This is a genomic window from Thermococcus sp. LS1 (assembly GCF_012027395.1).
GTDB lineage: Archaea > Methanobacteriota_B > Thermococci > Thermococcales > Thermococcaceae > Thermococcus.
On the sequence record NZ_SNUJ01000004.1, the window covers coordinates 141649 to 158914 of the forward strand.

Genomic DNA, 17266 nt, shown 5'->3' on the forward strand with positions numbered 1-17266 from the left:
TCCATGAAGGTCGGGCTGATCATCAACCCCATAGCGGGCATGGGAGGCAGGGTTGCCCTGAAGGGCACCGACGGAGTCGTTGAGGAAGCGATTAAGCGCGGTGCGAGACCGGTAACTTCTGATCTGGTCAGGCTCTTCCTGGAAGAGCTTTCCCACTATGAAGAAGCCCGCTCGATAGAGTTCCTTACCGGACCAAATGGTCTCGGTGAGGATGTTTTGAGGGAGTTCAACTTCCCTTTTGAGGTGATACAACACAGGGAAATAAGCCCTCGTGAAATCCTCGGAGTTAAGATACCGGATACAAGTTCGGAAGACACGCGGGAGCTCGCCAGGCGCATGCTCGGGAAGGTTGAGCTCATAATCTTCGCTGGCGGAGATGGAACGGCAAGGGACGTTCACTCGGCCGTCGATGAGAAGGTTCCGATTCTGGGAATTCCTACCGGTGTCAAGATGTACTCGGGAGTTTTTGCAACCTCCCCGGAGGATGCCGCAAGGGTTCTGGTGGAGTGGCTCAGGGGGCGGGCAAAGCTCGTGGAGAGGGGGGTTAAGGACATAGATGAGAATGCCTACCGCCACGATGAGGTTAAAGCAAGGCTCTATGGAAAAGCCCTCGTCCCCTACGTCGAGACCCTTGTCCAGGGGAGCAAGGAAGCGACCCCACTCGACGAGGAGGAAGAGCTTGAAGCTATAGCCGAGGCATTGGCCGAGGAAATCCTTGAAAGCGATGGGATTTACTTCCTCGGTGCTGGCTCGACGGTAAAGAGAATAAAGGAGAAGCTCGGTATAGAGGGAACCCTTCTTGGTGTCGACGTAGTCCAGGTGAAGGACGGAGAGGCTGAGCTTTTAGTTAAAGATGCCACCGAGAAAGACCTTCTGGAGTTTGCTGACAGAAATCCCAGGATAGTTGTCACTGTGATCGGGGGTCTTGGATTCCTCTTTGGCAGGGGCAACCAGCAGTTTTCTCCAGAAGTCCTGAGGCGCATTCCAAAGGAGAACATAATCGTCGTTGCGACGCCTTCAAAGATTGAAAACGGTACCATCAGGGTATATACCGGTGATAAGAAGGTCGATGAGAAGCTCAGGGGTTATATCAGGGTTCGTGTAAGCCCCTGGATGGAGCGGATGGTGAGGGTTATTTAGATAGGTCTCTCAGGCATAGAACAATAAACATAGGGAAAGGGCATTAGGTCTTCAGACCATTTACCAGCTCCTCCATGACTCCGAGGAAAGTTTCGACCTCTTCGAGGCTGTTGTAGACATGGAATGAAGCCCTCACCGTCCCGTTTATTCCAAGCTTTTTCATCACCGGCAAAGCACAGTGGTGGCCGGAGCGGACCATTATGTTGTGGTCGTCGAGTATAGCAGCGACGTCGTGGGGGTGAAGTCCAGGCACATTGAAGCTTACGACTCCTGCATGCTTCTTCAGGTCCTTCGGTCCATACCACGGGACCCCGAGCTCGTCGAGGCCTTCGGTGGTTCTCTTAACAAGCTTGTGCTCCTGTCTCTCGATTCTGCCCAGCCCAATCCTCTCGATGTAGCGGATTCCTGCTGCGAGGCCTATCGCACCACCTATGTTCGGCGTTCCGGCCTCGAAGCGCTCTGGCGGCTCTGTGAGCTTATAGCCGTCTAGACTAACGTCCTCAATAGTCCCACCGCCTATGAGGGGCGGCTCGAAGGTATCAAAGAACTCTTCCCTGATGTATAGCACGCCTATTCCAGTCGGCCCCATGGGCCCCTTGTGGCCGGAGAAAGCCAAAAAGTCCGCGTGGAGCTTCTTAACGTTAACCTCCATATGGCCGGCGCTCTGGGCGGCATCGACTACGAATATCGCGCCTTCATCCTTGGCCATCTTTCCGAGCTCCTCCACCTCGTGGATTACTCCCAGCGCGTTCGAGACGTGCTGAACAGCGACAAGCTTCGCTCCCTTTATCTTCTTTTCCGCATCGCTTAAATCAAGGTTGCCCTCGTCGTCGCCCTCTATGAACTCCAGCTTAAGGCCGAGTTTCTCGGCCAGGCGCTGCCAGGGAAGCAGATCGGAGTGGTGCTCGTAGGGAGTGGTTACGATTTTGTCGCCCTTCTTGAAGATGTGCTCCAGACCGAGGGCGGCTAGGTTTAAACTCTCGCTCGTGTTCTTTGTGAAGGCTATTTCTTCGAACTTGGCCCCGATGAAGTCCGCAACGATCTTTCTGGACTCCTCGTACTTGTGCGTCGCCATCTGGGAGAGCCTGTGGACGCCCCTGTGAACGTTGGCGCGGTACTTCAGGTAGTACTCGTCCATGGCCTCAACCACTGGCTTCGGCGTGAGTGAAGTGGCTGTGTTGTCGAAGTAAATCACCTCGCTCGTCAGGGGTATGTCCTTCCTAACATCCTCCGGAATCCTCATGAAATCACCTCCAGTATTCCGGCGCAGTCGTATATGGTTCTAGCCATCTCCTCACCTTTCTTCGAATCCTCGAGGAGTTTGATGATTATCTTGCCGCTTGGATAGACGCTGACCTCATAGCCTTCCATCTCGAGGATTAGCATCATCCCTGGAATGAGCTTTTTGATTACGTAGCCCTTTTCCTTCAGGCACTGGGCCGTCCCGGTAAGGTCAACTTTGATCTTTCTGTCCCAGGAATATGCCCCAATCACGATACCCTTCATTGTAACGCAGGGTTTGGCGATTATCATGCTCCCACCGATTGAGAACTCGGAGGGAGACGATTTATAACTTTCCTAAACCCAAGGTTAAGGACAAAAATGGGAAAATCAGCAAACCCTCGGAACGGGGTCTCCCGCAGGCGGCTCAAGGAATCTCTTTCCGCCTATGCCGGTCTCAACTAAGACCTTTCCGCGGTAGTCCTCTATAACCTCACCAATTATCGCCGCGTTCTTTCCTTTCTCCGTCTTTCTCATAGCCTCTAGTGCTTCCTCAGCGTGCTCTTTCGGAACTATCATCACGACCTTACCCTCGTTTGCTACATCGAATGGGCTTATGCCGAGCATCTCACTTGCCGCTCTGACTTCGGGCTTTATCGGCACGTCGGCTTCCCTTATCAGTATCCCAACGTTTGCCTTCCTGGCCATCTCGTTGAGGGCGTTGCTTAAACCACCCCTCGTGGGGTCCTTCATGGCGTGGATGTTCTCCCAACCGATGGCCTTTGCAACTGCCTCAACGACCTCCCAGATTGGGGCCACGTCGCTCTTAAGCTCGGTCTCGAAGCTTATCCCTTCGCGATGGCTCATCAGTGCTATTCCGTGGTCGCCTATCGTCCCGCTGATGAGGACGGCGTCGCCGACCTTCGCCCCAGCGTCGCTTATAGGTCTCTCTGCGATTCCTATGCCTGCCGTTATGACGAACATGCCTATCTCATCCTCGACGACCTTCGTGTCGCCTGTGACTATTGGAACGGGCACTTCACTGGCGGTTTTGTCCATCGAGCGGAGGATTTTTTTCAGGTCTTCCCCGTCGAAGCCCTCCCCGATTATCATTGAGTTCGCCAGCGCGAGGGGCTTTGCGCCCATAACGGCTAAATCGTTCACCGTTCCGCTAACTGCCAGGCGTCCTATGTCTCCCCCCGGAAAGAAGAGGGGCTTCACGGTGTGGCCGTCGATGGTGAAAACGATGTGTTTATCCCCGAAGGGTATTGTGGCCCCGTCGTCGAGGGCATCCAAGCCGATTCCACCCGCAGATTTCAGGCTGAGGTTCTTCAGTATGACGTCTCTCAGGAGCTCCTCCATTATTTCTCCACCGGCTCCGTGTTCGAGCTTGATTTTCATGCTTATCCCTCCATTTTCATCTTGATGGTGAGCACCTTTAACTTTTTCACAGCATCAGGTCTTCCTTCGTTAGATATCCCTCCAGGTAAAGTCCACCGAAGAAGGCTTGGCCGACGTTTATCCCGTTGTCGCCCCTCGGCACCTCGTAAGTCGAGTAGAATCTCAAACCATTAGCCTCCACTATCTTCCTCACCGTCTTCACGATAAGCTCGTTGAACGCAACACCACCGCTGATTCCAACGTTCTTGACGCCGAACTCCTTAGCTTTCTCCACTGCTATCTCCGCGAAAGCCCTTCCAAGGGCCAGGTGGACTGAATAGGCCACGTCCGCAGGAGAGGCATTGATCTCAAGTGCCTGCTGGAAGAGCTCCTCCACCTTTATCAGCTCGCCCTCCACAGGAACGCTGAAGCCGAGGTCGTTCTTGCCGCGCATGGCGAAGCTCTCAAGCTTCATTGCCGGCTCGCCTTCGTAGTGCCTTCTGTAGGCCACATTGAGCAGAACGGAGAAGGCATCGAGCACTCTACCCGTAGATGAGGCGTAGCTCGTGTTTACTTCCTTCGCCAACTGGGTGAGGACGACGTTGAACTCGACTTTTCCGTAGCGGAGGCTTTCGATGGCCTTTGGACAGCACTTCTCTATTACCTCTTCCAGCTCCTCTATGCCGTATACCTTGCTTAAAATTCCCATCAGAGCCCTCAGTGGGTAGTAGCTCGCCAAATCACCGCCGGGAAGCGGATAGTAATCGATGTGTGCCAGCCTTTCAACATCCTCGTAGGAGAGGTAGATCACCTCGCCGCCCCACGTGTGCCCGTCCGTTCCGTATCCGACTCCATCGACCGCTATGCCGACTATTTCGTCAAGGTTGTGCTCCGCCATGACCGAGGCTATGTGGGCGTAGTGGTGCTGGACCTGCAGGAACTCGACGCCGAGTTCGTTGGCCATTTCCATGGCGAGCTTGGTGGTGTTGTAGCTTGGATGGAGATCGGCCACGATTAAATCGAAGTCCCTAACCCTGAGAATCCTCTTGAAGTGCTCCACCGCCTCGCGCATGAACTCAAGGACTTCCACTTTCGACGTATTTCCTATGTACTGACTCGGATAAACCTTACCGTTTTTGGCCACTCCGAAGGCGTTCATGAGCTCTGCACCGACCGCCAATCCTCTGTAGTCAAAGGGAATCTCTATTGGAAGCGGGACGAAGCCGCGGGAGCGCCTTATAACCGCCCTCCTCCCATTGACGAACCTGACAACGCTGTCGTCGGCCCTGTTGAGTATCTTCCTGTTGTGGAGGAGGAAGTAGTCGGCAACGTCCTTCAGCTCCTCGAAGGCCTTCTCGTTGTCCTTGACCATTGGCATGCCCGGATAGTTGGCAGAGGTCATGACGTAAACCGGAGTCTTGGAGTAGTGGAAGAGGATGTAGTGGGTGCCGGCGTAGGGGAGCATCACACCGATGGTGTGCAAGCCGGGAGCTAGGTTTTCCGGAAGCGGGAAGGGCTCCTTCTTGCGGAGCGTCATGATGGGTCTTCTGTAGCTCTTCAGTTCCTCCAGCTCCTCCGGGGATATGAAGGCAAACTCCTCTATAGTTTCCACGTCCTTCGCCATTATTGCGAAGGGCTTTTGTGGCCTGTGGGTTCTCTTCCTTAGCTCGGCAACCACATCTTCCCTCGTCGCGTCGCAGGCTAGGTGGATTCCGCCGATTCCCTTGATGGCCACGATGTAGCCCCTATCTATTAGCTCCGCGGCCTTCTTCAGGGGGTCACCTATGAGCTCCTCACCGTCGTTGGTGTATAACCGGTAGCTCGGCCCGCAGACCGGACAGCAGACGGGCTCGGCGTGGTAGCGCCTGTTGAGAGGATCTTTGTACTCGCTCTCGCAGAAGTCGCACATCGGGAACTCTCTCATTGTTGTGTTCACGCGGTCATAGGGTAAATCCTCGATGATTGTGAACCTCGGTCCGCAGTTGGTGCAGACAATGAAGGGGTACATGTAGCGCTTGTTGGTTGGGTCGAAGAGCTCCCTTAGACAATCCTCGCATATGGCTATGTCAGGCGGGATTATCGAGTCTCCCCCGCTCCCTCCTTGGGAGCTCTTTTCGATGTAGAAGCGGTCAAAGCCCTGAATCGGGATCTCCTTCTTTTTAATCTTCTCGATCCTGGCCAGAGGGGGGAGCTTCTCCCTCAGATCTCGCAGAAACGCGTCTATATCCTTCTCATGACCCTCAACGACTATCTCAACACCTGCATCGCCGAGATTCTTGACGTAACCCCTTAAACCGTGCTCGTGAGCTATCCTGTAAACGAACGGCCGGAATCCGACGGCCTGAACGATGCCTTGAACGTGAAGTCTGTAGGCCTTCATTCCTCTCACCGCTTCCTTCTTGGTTTTTGCAGCCTTTATAGGTTTCTAAAACCAAAAGTTAAAAACTTGAGAGGAGTTTTGAACCTTTGGTGTCAGAACAAAGCCCCATATTTGTAGAAGATGCTGCATGTTCCCTCGTAGGACACCATGCATGGGCCTATTGGATGCCTTGGTGTGCATGTCTTGCCGAAGTGCGGGCACTGCGGTGGAAGTGCCAAGCCGCGCAGTATTGCCCCGCAGAGGCAGCCTTTCTCTAGGTCTGGGAGCTTGGGAACCTCTGGGTTGTAGTAGGTTCTTATCTCGAACTCTTTCCACTCGTCCTTTAGCTCAAGTCCGCTCTTGGGAATAACCCCTAAGGCACGCCATTTCGCGTCTTTTACCTCAAAGAATTTCTCGATGAGAGCCTGAGCGGTGACGTTGCCCTCGTACTTGACGACCCTTGTGTACTCGTTGATTATCTCAACTCTGCCTTCCTTGACCATCCTTATCAGGAGCAGGATCGCGAGGAGCATGTCAACCGGCTCGAAGCCGGCAACAACCTGGGGAACACCGTACTCGGTGGTTATGTATTCCCAGCCTTTCACTCCTATTATTGTGGAGACGTGGCCTGGGTCTATTAATCCGTGGAACCTCGTGCCCTGCTTCACCAGAGCCTCAACTGCTGGGGGCGTTAAGCGGTGAACGGAGTAGATTTTGAAGTTTTCAAATCCTTCTTCAACGACTGCGTTGAGCATTCCAGCGGCTGGTGCAGTAGTGGTTTCAAAGCCAGGGCTGAAGTGAACCACTGTTCTGTCGGGGTTTTCCTTGGCGAGCTTGTAGGCGTCAAAGATGGAATATACCACCCTGACGTCGTAGCCTTCGCTCTTCAGGTCGGCGAAGCTTCCTCTTGGCGTTGGTATCTTGTACATGTCGCCAAAGGTCGTGAGAATGATTCTTTCGCCCTCCTCATAGGCCTGGCGCATTATCTCCTGCATCTTGACTATGTCTTCGACCGGCGTTATGCAGACGGGACAGCCGGGGCCGCTGACGATTTTGACATTCTCCGGAAGCAGTGATCTGATTCCGCTTCTCGTTACTGTGTCCTCGTGGGTTCCGCAGACGTGCATGAAACGAACCTCTTCAAGGCCCTTTGCCTCTTCGTGGATTTCCCTGACTATCTTCTGGGCGAGTTCCCTGTCCCTGAACTTTTCGAGCATTTCAATACCTCCGCGGGAGTTCTTCGCCCTGGGTTATTCTAAAGACTTCGTCCCATGCTTCGAGTATCTCCTTAGCGCGCTCCTCGTCCAGCTTCTCTATTGCGAAGCCCGTATGCACAATCACGTAATCGCCAACTTCGACATCAGGAAGCAGGTCAAGGCGCGCTTCCCTCTTTACGCCTCCGAAATCAACAATCGCAACGTTTCCGTTGATCTCAACGACCTTAGCTGGAACTGCCAGACACATCTCTCTCACCTGTTTTAGGTTTGCCTGGAGCTTTTTAAATGTTGCATAAAAAAGAATTTCATATAATCTCAACTACAGGGATAAACTCTCCAGCCTTTCTCGCGAATTATTTGAATTGCCGCAACTTTTTTATATAACGCCAATGACCTCCCAGTCAGTATAATGCGGGGAGTGCTGGGAATGGACACCAGAGAACGGATATTGAAAGCTGCAAAGGAACTCTTTGCCGAGAAGGGCTACGATAAGACTACCGTTGATGAAATCGTCGAGAGGGCGGGGGTTGCTAAGGGTACTTTCTACAACTACTTTAAGAGTAAAGAAGAGCTGATAAAAATCGTTGCTCTCCAGTCCCTGCCGTACTCAGCAATAAGGGAGGAGCTCGAGAAGGAGTACGAGAGCCTTACGGAGTTTCTTCACAGTATTGCGAAGGCGTACATAGTATATTACTGCGACCCTATCTTGCGGTCCCTCTTCTTCTACACGCTGGCGGTGAGGAGCAAAATAAAAGAGGTTGAGGAAATCCACAGAACATTCTGCACAGAGGCGATTTCCAAGGGTGCCAAGAAGATATCACAGCTCGCAAACGTGGATGAAAAAACTGCCATGGTGGTTTTTAAGGCGTTTTATGGTGCCCTCTTTTCGAGATTGGTTTTTGCTGAATATTCGTGCACCCCGGATGTGGATTACGTTTCGGAACTCATTAAGTTAATAGAGAAAAGTTTGAAAAACTAGGGTGTTGTTGTGAATAATTTTTTGCATAATCCATTTTTTTCTTGAGCATCTTTGTGCATTTGAGTGCTGTTGTCTGGGGTTGGTAAACGTAATCACTAAACAAATCCGTTTTCATATGGGAAATCTGTTTAACTTAAGGATGCTCTTTTGTGTTCATCTCGTTATTGTGGTTCAAAGTGCAGCTCCATATACGCGAATTGTTACTCATTTTAGCATTCTCATACTGATCTGAATAATATGATTTTGGTAGATAACAAAATCTGTACTTTTTGTTACTAATTGACCAAATGGTCATGGATTTGCACTAAAAAATCAACTATGTGCACAACACAAAGTTAAGGAAAATTATTTAAATGATTCATTACTCACTGCGTTCGAGTAAACTGACCAGTCAGTCATAGCCGACTTGGGTGGTGCATATGGCAGAGAAGTTGGTGCCAGTGGTCTGCCCGTGGTGTTCCGTTGGTTGTAGGTTCTACATAGTAAATGTGAATGGATACCCCAAGAAAATTGAGTTTGACTACGAACATGACACCAGGAACCACGGCAAGCTCTGTCCCAAAGGTGTTTCCTCATTCCAGTATCTCAGGCACCCAGACAGGCTTAAGAAGCCTCTCAAGAGAGTCGGAGAGAGAGGCGAGGGCAAGTTCGTCGAGATAAGCTGGGAAGAGGCAATTAGAGAAATCGCCCAGAGGCTCAAGGAGATCAAGGAAAAGTACGGCCCGGAAGCTCTCGCTTTTCTCGGAAGTGAAAGATGTTCCATAGAAGAGAACTACGTCCTCCAGAAGCTAGCTAGAGCTTTGGGAACGAACAACATCGAGTATGTATGTAGGATGTGCCAGTCAACAGCTGTTGCAGGTAAAGGAATGGTTCTCGGACATCCTGGCCTGACGAACCCATTCGAGGACATCCTTAAGGCTAAGGTCATCGTCCTCTGGGGATACAATCCAGCCGCAACTAATCCGGTTTTCTTCGGCCAGTACATTGAGAAAGCAATCCTTGACAACGGTGCCAAGCTCATCGTGATTGACCCGAGAAAAACGAAAACAGCCAAGTACGCGGACATGCACCTGCAGCCATATCCTGGAACCGACCTTGCCATTGCCTTGGCTATGCTCAACGTCATAATCACCCAGGAGCTCTACGATAAGGACTTCGTGGCAGAGCGTGCAGAAGGCTTTGAGGAGCTCGCCAAGACCGTCGAAAAGTACACTCCAGAGTGGGCCGAGAAAGTCAGCGGCGTTCCGGCCGAGCTCATAAGGAAAGCTGCAATCACCTTTGCAACGGCCGGAACTGCCGCCTTGCTGACGAACGAGGGTGTGAACCAGCACGCCAACGGAACGAGGACAGTTATGGCCCTCACTGAGATGATGGTTCTCTGCGGCTACTTCGGAAAGGAGGGCGTTATGTCCGGAGCGATACCAGGTGCTCACAACGGTATGGGTGCTGGACTCATGGGTGTTGAGCCAGAATCACTGCCAGGAAAGTTCCCGCTCCACGCTGAGGAGCACAGGAGGAGAATTGAGGAAGTGTGGGGCTTCAAGATTCCGGAGAAGCCTGGAATCACTTACGTTGAGATGATTGATGCAATCCTCGAGGGCAAGCTCAAGGCCCTCTACGTCATGGGAACTAACCCCGCTAAGGCCCTTCCGAACCTTAAGAAGGTCGAGGAGGCCTTTAAGAACATCGAGTTCCTCGTCGTCCAGGACATATTCCTCAGTGAGACCGCGAAGTACGCCGACATAGTCCTTCCAGCCGCTGCATGGTTCGAGAAAGATGGAACCGCCATAAGCTTCGAGAGGAGGGTCCAGAGGAGCTTTAAGGCTGCTGATGCACCAGGAGAGGCCAAGCCGGACTGGGAGATTATCGTAATGCTCGCGAAAGAACTCGGCCTTGGAGAGTACTTCAACTATTCCGACGTAGACGACATCCTGAGAGAGATAAACAGAACGATTCCACCCCTTGCTGGCGCAACACCCGAGAGGCTAAAGAAGAACCTCAAAGGCTGTATGGTGCCCTGCCCAGACGAAAACACTGAGGTTCCGAGACTCTTTGTCCAGGGCTTCCTCACGCCAAACGGAAAGGCCCAGCTCATACCTGTGGAGTATAAAGAACCTGGAGAAGTCCCCGATGAGGAGTATCCCTTCTGGCTCACTAACTACAGGCTCGTTGGCCACTTCCACACCGGAACCATGAGCCACAGGAGCAAGAGCCTGAGCAAGAGGTGGCCGGAGGAGTACATTGAGATCAACGAGAACGACGCGAAGAGGCTCGGCATAAAGGACGGCGACCTCGTGAGGGTCGAGACCAGGAGGACAGCGCTCGTCTTCAAGGCTAAGGTCACACCGCACATCAGGGAGGGCGTCGTTGCCGCGCCGTGGCACTGGGACTTCAACTACCTGACTACGGACGTCCTCGACGAATACGCCAAGATGCCCGAGCTGAAGACGGCCGCATGTAGGATCTCCAAGGTTGAGGGGTGATTTAAATGAGCAAGAAGATATTTATCGATTTCAAGCGCTGCATCGCCTGTAAGGCCTGTGAAGTCGCCTGTGAAATGGAGCACGGGGAGGCGAGGATTAGGGTTTTTGAGTTCCCTGACTTGACCAGCGTCGCCTTCAATTGCCGCCACTGTGAAAAGGCTCCATGTATGGAAGTGTGTCCAGTTAACGCGCTCTCCAAGGACGATGATGGCGCAGTCGTTCTCGACCCCCTCAAGTGTATCGGCTGTCTCATGTGTGCAGTTGCATGTCCATTCGGCATTCCGAAGATAGACGAGTACAACAAGATAATGGACAAGTGCGACCTCTGTGCCCACAGGAGAGCCGAAGGAAAGCTTCCAGCTTGTGTCTCAGCGTGCCCAACTGAGGCCCTCAAGTACGGCGACATAAACGATGTCCTCTGGGCCAGAGAAGGAAAGATAGTCGCCGAGCTTAAGGACATCGGCGACAGGACCAACGTCCTCGAGGCCTACCTCATCAGATGAAAGGAGGTGCCGGGATGAACGCCTCTCCCTTCATCATATCTTTTTTGATCCCCCTGCTCCTCGGTCCACTCCTGTTCAAATTAGACGGTAGAAAGGCCGATGTATTCATGCTCATCGCCGTTGTGTCTTCCTTCCTGGCTAATCTGGTTGGAGTCCTTGAATACCTAAAGGTCGGTGGCGCTCATCACATCGTTTACCTCGAAACTTCTTCCCTCGGTGAGGTCTACGGCGTTATAATCGACCCGATGAGCGTTTTGGTCGGTTTTGTAGTGAGCTTGGCTGGCGTGCTGTTCCTTCTCTACGCGGTTGACTACATGAGCGAGAGGAACAAGCAGCACCCAGTCTACTCTGATAAGGGCAGGTTCTACGCCTGGATGGTCATCTTCGTTGGGGCTACGCTGGCGTTCATATACTCCTCCACGACGCTTCAGCTGCTCATATTCTTCGAGATAATGGGACTCGCCTGCTGGGGTGTCGTTGGGTATTATAAGAGTCCGAAAGCCGAGAGGGCTGCGTACAAGGCCCTGCTCGTGCCGAACTTCGGTGCCATGGTGGGCCTCTATACCACCGTTGGCATTGGCATCCTCAAGCTCCATGATTTGAGCATCTATGCGCTCCAGAACCTGAATGATGAGCTCAAGCTTCTCGTGTTCCTTGGCGTAATGGTTGCGGCCTTTACCAAGAGCGCCCAGTTCCCGCTCTATTCATGGCTTCCGGACGCGATGGCCGCTCCTACCCCAGCGAGTGCCTTCCTCCACGGTGCAGCGATGGTTGAGATGGGTGTCTATCTGCTCGCCAGGGTTACCCAGTTCATGCAGCCGATTCCAGAGACAGCTTTCTACGTTATGCTCGTCTTTGTCTCGCTGACCCTGCTCATAGCAATTCTCTACTACCCGCTCCAGAAGGACGCCAAGAGACTCCTTGCTTACTCCACCATAGCAGAGGCCGGAGTGATGTACGTCGGCGTGCTCTATGCCGTGCTCGGCTCGGCTTACGGCCTCCAGGCGGCCATGTTCCAGCTGGCCAACCATGCTTTCGTCAAGGGTCTTGCCTTCCTCACCGCGGGAACCTTCAGCTACGCCTTTGGAACGCTCGACATGGAGAAGATTAAGGGCCTCGGAAAGCTCGTTCCGGTCGTTGGTGCAAGCTGGTTCTTAGCCCTTCTCGGCCTGGCTGGAGTTCCTCCGCTCGGCCTGTTCTTCAGCAAGGCGTACCTCTTCATGAACGCGTCTTCAATAACTAGCTGGGTTGGCTGGATTCCGCTCTTCCTAGTGCTGGCCGATGCCACGGTTTTCCTTGCGGTATCGCTCGGGTGGATTAAGAGGATGGTGTTCAGCGAGCCCCTCCAGGAGAGTGCAGAAGTTTCTCCTCTGATGCGCTTTGTCCTCGTAGTCCTAATAGTCCTGTCCATCGTTGCGCCGTTCCTGAGCGTGAAGCTCGTGACTCAGATAGGGTTCATGGGGTGATGCGGGATGATGGAAATTCCGATCGCGCTCTACTCACTCTCAGCGATTTCCGGCCTGGTTGGGGACTTTAAGCGGAGCATTAAGATTTCGAGCGTCCTCTCAGCCATGGCATCCTTATCCCTCCTGGGCATAGCTGCTGATGCCCTATCCCGGGGGCTTCCCGTTCAGGAGAGCTTTTTGGGCATTCCCCTAATCATAGACAGCCTCTCCCTCCCGTTCCTGTTCATCATCGCCCTGCTCAGCCTCGTGGTTTCAGTGTACTCCATCTCTTATATGGAAGTCCACAGAGATATCGGAAGACCACTGGCGTACACCCTCCTCTACGGCACGTTCGTGCTGTCGATTGTATTCGTGGCTCTGACGTCAAACCTGCTCTGGTTCGTCTTCTTCTGGGAGCTGATGACTCTAACTTCCTTCGTCTTCGTGAGCTGGAGGCAGCAGGACGCTGGAATTAAATACCTCCTTACCATGCAGCTCGCCAACACGGTGCCCCTCTTCGTGGCCCTCGGCATAATTTACTCCGCCACTGGAAGCTTCAGCGTTGATTACGCCACGCTTAAGGAGGTTGCATCGTCCATTTCTCCGGCCCAGCTCAAGCTGCTCTACGCGATGTTCCTCGTAACTTTCCTTGCGAAATCTGGAAGCGTGCCCTTCCAGTTCTGGGTGCCCGATGCCTACGAGGCAGCTCCCAGCAATATAGCCTCGCTGATGGCCGGCGTCATGGAGAAGATGGCGGTTTACGGTCTGATAAGGCTCCTCTGCAACGCCCTGCCATGCAGTGAGAGCGTTGGCTACGTTCTCGTCATCGTCGGCATACTCACCATGACCTTCGGAACCCTCTATGCCCTCAGAGAGACCCACGCGAAGAGACTCCTGGCGTACTCAAGCGTTGGACAAATGGGCTACATCTGGTTCGCGGTGGGCATGGGTATGGTCTTCCTAACGAGGGGCATGGAGAGCCTGGCCTATCTGGCCTTCCTCGCCGGAGTCTTCCACTCCTTCAACCACACCCTCTTCAAGGGGCTGCTCTTCCTCATCTCGGGCAACTTCGAGTACTCCGCCGGAACGGCTGACCTCAACGAGCTTGGTGGCTTGAGGAGGGCAATGCCGTACTCGTCGCTCTTCACCGTCATAGGTGCGCTTTCCCTCGCTGGAGTGCCCCTCTTCAGCGGCTTCCTCTCGAAGTGGATGATTTACCAGGCCGGCTACTACTCTGGAATCGGCCTCTTTGTCTTTGGCTCCGTAATGGCGGTGTTCATGAGTGCGGTGACTCTTGCGTACTCGCTCAAGCTCTACACCTCTGCCTTTGGAGGTGAACCGAACGAGAGGACTGAGAACGCCAGGGAAGTCCCGTCGGGCATGCTCCTCGGTGAGGGAATCATTGCCTTAACTTCACTTGCCGTTGGAGTACTTCCGGCTATCGCTTACCCGATATTAACGATTTCATTGAATGGCGGCGACGTCACCGTTACAATGGGCTCGATATCCACTGACTTTGAGTACTTCTCACCAATAGCCCTGCTCCTTGCAGTTTCGTTCATTGCGGTTGCTTCATACTTCGTTTTCAGGCCAAAGACCGCCGATGTCAAACCTTGGAACACTGGAGCGCTCTTCCTGCCGGGGGAGAGGTATGGAGCGAAGGCCAGGGACTATTACAGGCAGTACTTTACCGAGATGGAGGGCATCTACAAGCTTGGAAGTGCCGCTGGCAAGGTCGGAAGGGTCCTTCTCTCTGCTCTGATGTCCGTCTACCTCGTTCTCGCCAGGGGCCTCGTCTACACCGGCAGGGAGAAGAAGCGCTCCTTCACCCTTGACGAGCTTCGCCACCGCACCGTCAGGTACCTGGACGAGGCATTCTTCGCGCCGATGATGGATCTAGTCAAAAACATCGCCGTGCTGGCAGCGGGCATCTCAGTGTCCATGGACGAGCTCTTCCTGGCTTCAATGCTGACCACGGTGATAATACTCGCACTCCTCGTGTTGTGAGGTGATGGTGATGGACTACGTAAGCATTATCGCCGCTCCAATCGTCCTCTTCCTCCTTCCACCGTTCCTTGACGGAATAGGGAGAAGAATAAAAGCGAGGATTCAGTACAGGAGAGGACCTCCTATAATGCAGACGTTCTACGACCTCGAAAAGCTTCTCAAGCTGTCGTCAGTGCTCCCCACTGACAGCCCAATCTTCAGGCTGGCCCCGTACATAGCCCTCGCATCTGCCATTGCCGGCGGCCTAATGCTTCCCTTCGGAAACGAGCCGGTGTTAGCTTTTGGAAAGAGCCTCATAGTGTTCTTCTACGTCATGGCAATGGTCAGCGTAGTGATGGTACTTGCTGCTTTCTCCGTCCAGAACGCGTTCTCGCACATAGGCGGACATAGGGAGGTCATGCTGATACTCTCGATTGAGCCAGTGCTGGCCGTCGTCTTCGGTGTCCTGGCATTCAAGCTTGGAACGCTCAACGTCGCTGAGATGCCCTTCAGCGCTGGCCTCTCGCTTTCCGTTGCCCTCGCTTACATCCTGCTGGCTTACGCGGTCTACGTTGAGGGCGGCTTCGTTCCATTTGACATAGCTGAGGCGGAGACCGAAGTAATCGGAGGCCCGCTCACCGAGTACAGCGGAAGGCTCCTCGGAGTCTTCAAGTACGCCCTGCTCGTCAAGAGGGTTGTCCTGCTCTGGTTGCTGGCGTCTATGATTGTGATTCCCGCCATGAGGTCTCTCGGTATAACAAGCTCAGTGGCACTGCTCGTCGCCCAGCTGGTCGTTACATTTCTGCTTTATTCGCTTGCCGTGGCCGTTGAGGCTGCAAACGCCCGCCTGAGGATCGACCAGGCGGTTTCCCTTAACAAGAAGGTCTTCCTGATGTCCCTTGCTGTCCTGATAATAGCGCTGGTGGGGTGGTGAATTATGGAGTGCAGCGTGTGTGCAGGTGGATGCAGATCAGCTGAAGTTGAGGACGTCCTTGAGGATGGTCATCTAAAGGAATTCGTGGAGAAGTTTAGGAGGGCAATCTTCGAGTGCAAGAAGCTGACGGGGAACCAGTACCTGTTTGTCGTTGATAGGGAGGCACTTCCGGAGATGGTCCTCCACTGGCACAACCATCCCGAGCTGAAAGAAACCCACTTCTCGATGGGAATAGGAACCGATGAGAGGAGCATCGCCGGAAAGTTCGCCTACGCTCCGGTGATAAACGTTGCCGTTGAGCCTGGAAACGGGGAGAGGAACTACTGGGTTATTCTGAAGGCCTACCTCGACGAGGACAACCCGGAGTTCCCCTCCATAGCTGCGGAGCTTCCAGCAGCCCTCTGGGCGGAGAGGGAAGTCTACGACCTGCTTGGCTTCAACCCCAAAGGCCACCCCGACCTGAGGAGGCTCGTCCTGCCGGAAGACTGGCCGGAAGGGGTTTACCCGCTCAGGAAGGACCATGACTACAAGGCCTCGCCGATGGACACTCCAAAGTGTTACTACAAGCCCGGGCCGCCCGACACAATGACAGTTCCGATTGGTCCGTACCACTTGGCACTCGACGAGCCGGCCCACTTCAGGATATTCGTCAAGGGAGAAACGGTGGTTGACGTTGACTACCGCGGCTTTTACTCCCACAGGGGAATCGAGAAGATAGGAGAAGGAAGGCTGACCTACAACCAGGTGCTCTTCATAGCCGAGAGAATCTGCGGAATCTGTGGCTTCCAGCACTCGACGAGCTACGCTCAGGCGGTTGAAAACATAGCCGGCGTTGAAATCCCTGAGAGGGCCATGTACATAAGGACGATAATGCTTGAGATAGAGAGGATTCACTCCCACATGCTCTGGGCTGGTGTTGCGGCTCACCTGACTGGCTTTGACACTGGCTTCATGCACGCTTGGCGCGTCAGGGAGCCCGTCATGTGGCTCGCAGAGAGGCTCACAGGAAACAGGAAGACCTACGGAATCAACATCGTCGGAGGAGTTAGGAGGGACTTCCTCGACTACCGCAAGGAGATGATAATGGAGAAGATCAGGGAGCTCAGGAAGCAGGTCGAGGAGTTCATCGAGATAGCGACCGGTACGGCAACCTTTGTCAAGAGGGCCGAGGGGGTTGGAATTCTGCCCTACAAAGTTGCCAAGGCATATTCTGTTCTCGGTCCGAACGGCAGGGCCAGCGGAAGGAACATTGACGTTAGGAGAGACCAGCCCTTCGCGGCCTACAAGGATCTGGACTTCAAGGTGCCGGTTTACAAGGAGGGCGACGTCTTGGCAAGGTTCCTCATCAGGATGGACGAGGTGCTCGAGAGCATATGGATAATTGAGCAGGCCATTGACCAAATGCCGGGAGGAGACGTCTTCGTGCCGATAGGGGAGCTTCCGGAGTATGAAGAGGCCCTCGGCTACAGTGAAGCTCCAAGGGGAGAGGTCATCCACTACGTCATGACCGACAGGAAGAACAAGGTCTATCGCTGGAAGGTCAGGGCGCCGACTTACAACAACTTGCCCGCCGTTCCAGAGATGCTCAAGGGCTACAGCGTCGCCGATGCTCCGCTCAT

General features: G+C 53.6%; 14 protein-coding genes. 8 read left to right on the forward strand and 6 right to left on the reverse strand.

Going from position 1 to position 17266, the window contains the following annotated elements:
• Nucleotides 1–3 precede the first annotated feature (3 nt).
• Nucleotides 4–1140 carry an ATP-NAD kinase family protein gene (locus E3E26_RS10065; protein ID WP_167901168.1) on the forward strand — a complete coding sequence of 379 codons (1137 nt, stop codon included), beginning with the start codon at nt 4–6 and terminating at the stop codon, nt 1138–1140.
• Between the two features lie 43 nt (nt 1141–1183).
• Here the strand turns inward: E3E26_RS10065 and E3E26_RS10070 are convergent, their stop codons facing one another.
• The 6 genes from E3E26_RS10070 to E3E26_RS10095 form a co-directional block, all read right to left on the reverse strand.
• Nucleotides 1184–2383 carry a cysteine desulfurase gene (locus E3E26_RS10070; protein ID WP_167901169.1) on the reverse strand — a complete coding sequence of 400 codons (1200 nt, stop codon included), beginning with the start codon at nt 2381–2383 and terminating at the stop codon, nt 1184–1186.
• Complete coding sequence (locus tag E3E26_RS10075; protein ID WP_167901170.1) at nt 2380–2673, reverse strand: hypothetical protein; 294 nt, start codon at nt 2671–2673, stop codon at nt 2380–2382. Before E3E26_RS10075 ends, E3E26_RS10070 begins: the two co-directional genes overlap by 4 nt.
• A 78-nt stretch (nt 2674–2751) precedes the next feature.
• Nucleotides 2752–3762, reverse strand: coding sequence for a hydrogenase expression/formation protein HypE (gene hypE / locus E3E26_RS10080; protein WP_167901171.1), 1011 nt, complete (start codon nt 3760–3762; stop codon nt 2752–2754).
• A 46-nt stretch (nt 3763–3808) separates the two neighbouring features.
• Entirely contained in the window at nt 3809–6121 is a 2313-nt protein-coding gene (hypF, locus tag E3E26_RS10085) for a carbamoyltransferase HypF (RefSeq protein WP_167901172.1), read from the reverse strand.
• Nucleotides 6122–6213: 92 nt separating this feature from the next.
• On the reverse strand, nt 6214–7317 hold the full coding sequence (hypD, locus tag E3E26_RS10090; protein ID WP_167901173.1) for a hydrogenase formation protein HypD: 1104 nt from the start codon (nt 7315–7317) through the stop codon (nt 6214–6216).
• A 1-nt stretch (nt 7318) separates the two neighbouring features.
• On the reverse strand, nt 7319–7564 hold the full coding sequence (locus E3E26_RS10095; protein ID WP_167901203.1) for a HypC/HybG/HupF family hydrogenase formation chaperone: 246 nt from the start codon (nt 7562–7564) through the stop codon (nt 7319–7321).
• Nucleotides 7565–7744: 180 nt separating this feature from the next.
• Here E3E26_RS10095 and E3E26_RS10100 point away from each other — a divergent pair, with 180 nt between their 5' ends.
• From E3E26_RS10100 to E3E26_RS10130, 7 genes are all read left to right on the forward strand, one after another.
• Nucleotides 7745–8296 (forward strand): TetR/AcrR family transcriptional regulator, encoded by a 552-nt coding sequence (locus E3E26_RS10100; protein ID WP_167901174.1) that lies wholly within the window; start codon nt 7745–7747, stop codon nt 8294–8296.
• Nucleotides 8297–8715: 419 nt separating this feature from the next.
• On the forward strand, nt 8716–10779 hold the full coding sequence (fdhF, locus tag E3E26_RS10105; RefSeq protein WP_167901175.1) for a formate dehydrogenase subunit alpha: 2064 nt from the start codon (nt 8716–8718) through the stop codon (nt 10777–10779).
• 5 nt (nt 10780–10784) lie between these two features.
• Nucleotides 10785–11282, forward strand: coding sequence for a 4Fe-4S dicluster domain-containing protein (locus tag E3E26_RS10110; protein WP_167901176.1), 498 nt, complete (start codon nt 10785–10787; stop codon nt 11280–11282).
• A 14-nt stretch (nt 11283–11296) separates the two neighbouring features.
• A complete protein-coding gene (locus tag E3E26_RS10115; protein ID WP_167901177.1) occupies nt 11297–12748 on the forward strand; it encodes a hydrogenase 4 subunit D in 1452 nt (483 codons plus the stop codon).
• 6 nt (nt 12749–12754) lie between these two features.
• The gene (locus E3E26_RS10120) at nt 12755–14734 is read left to right on the forward strand and encodes a complex I subunit 5 family protein (protein WP_167901178.1); all 1980 of its coding nucleotides are present in this window, start codon (nt 12755–12757) and stop codon (nt 14732–14734) included.
• 4 nt (nt 14735–14738) lie between these two features.
• Nucleotides 14739–15647: a respiratory chain complex I subunit 1 family protein gene (locus E3E26_RS10125; protein WP_240911713.1), complete on the forward strand. Its 909-nt coding sequence runs from the start codon at nt 14739–14741 to the stop codon at nt 15645–15647.
• A 3-nt stretch (nt 15648–15650) separates the two neighbouring features.
• Nucleotides 15651–17266: NADH-quinone oxidoreductase subunit C (locus E3E26_RS10130; RefSeq protein ID WP_167901179.1), on the forward strand; the 1616-nt coding region annotated here is incomplete at its 3' end.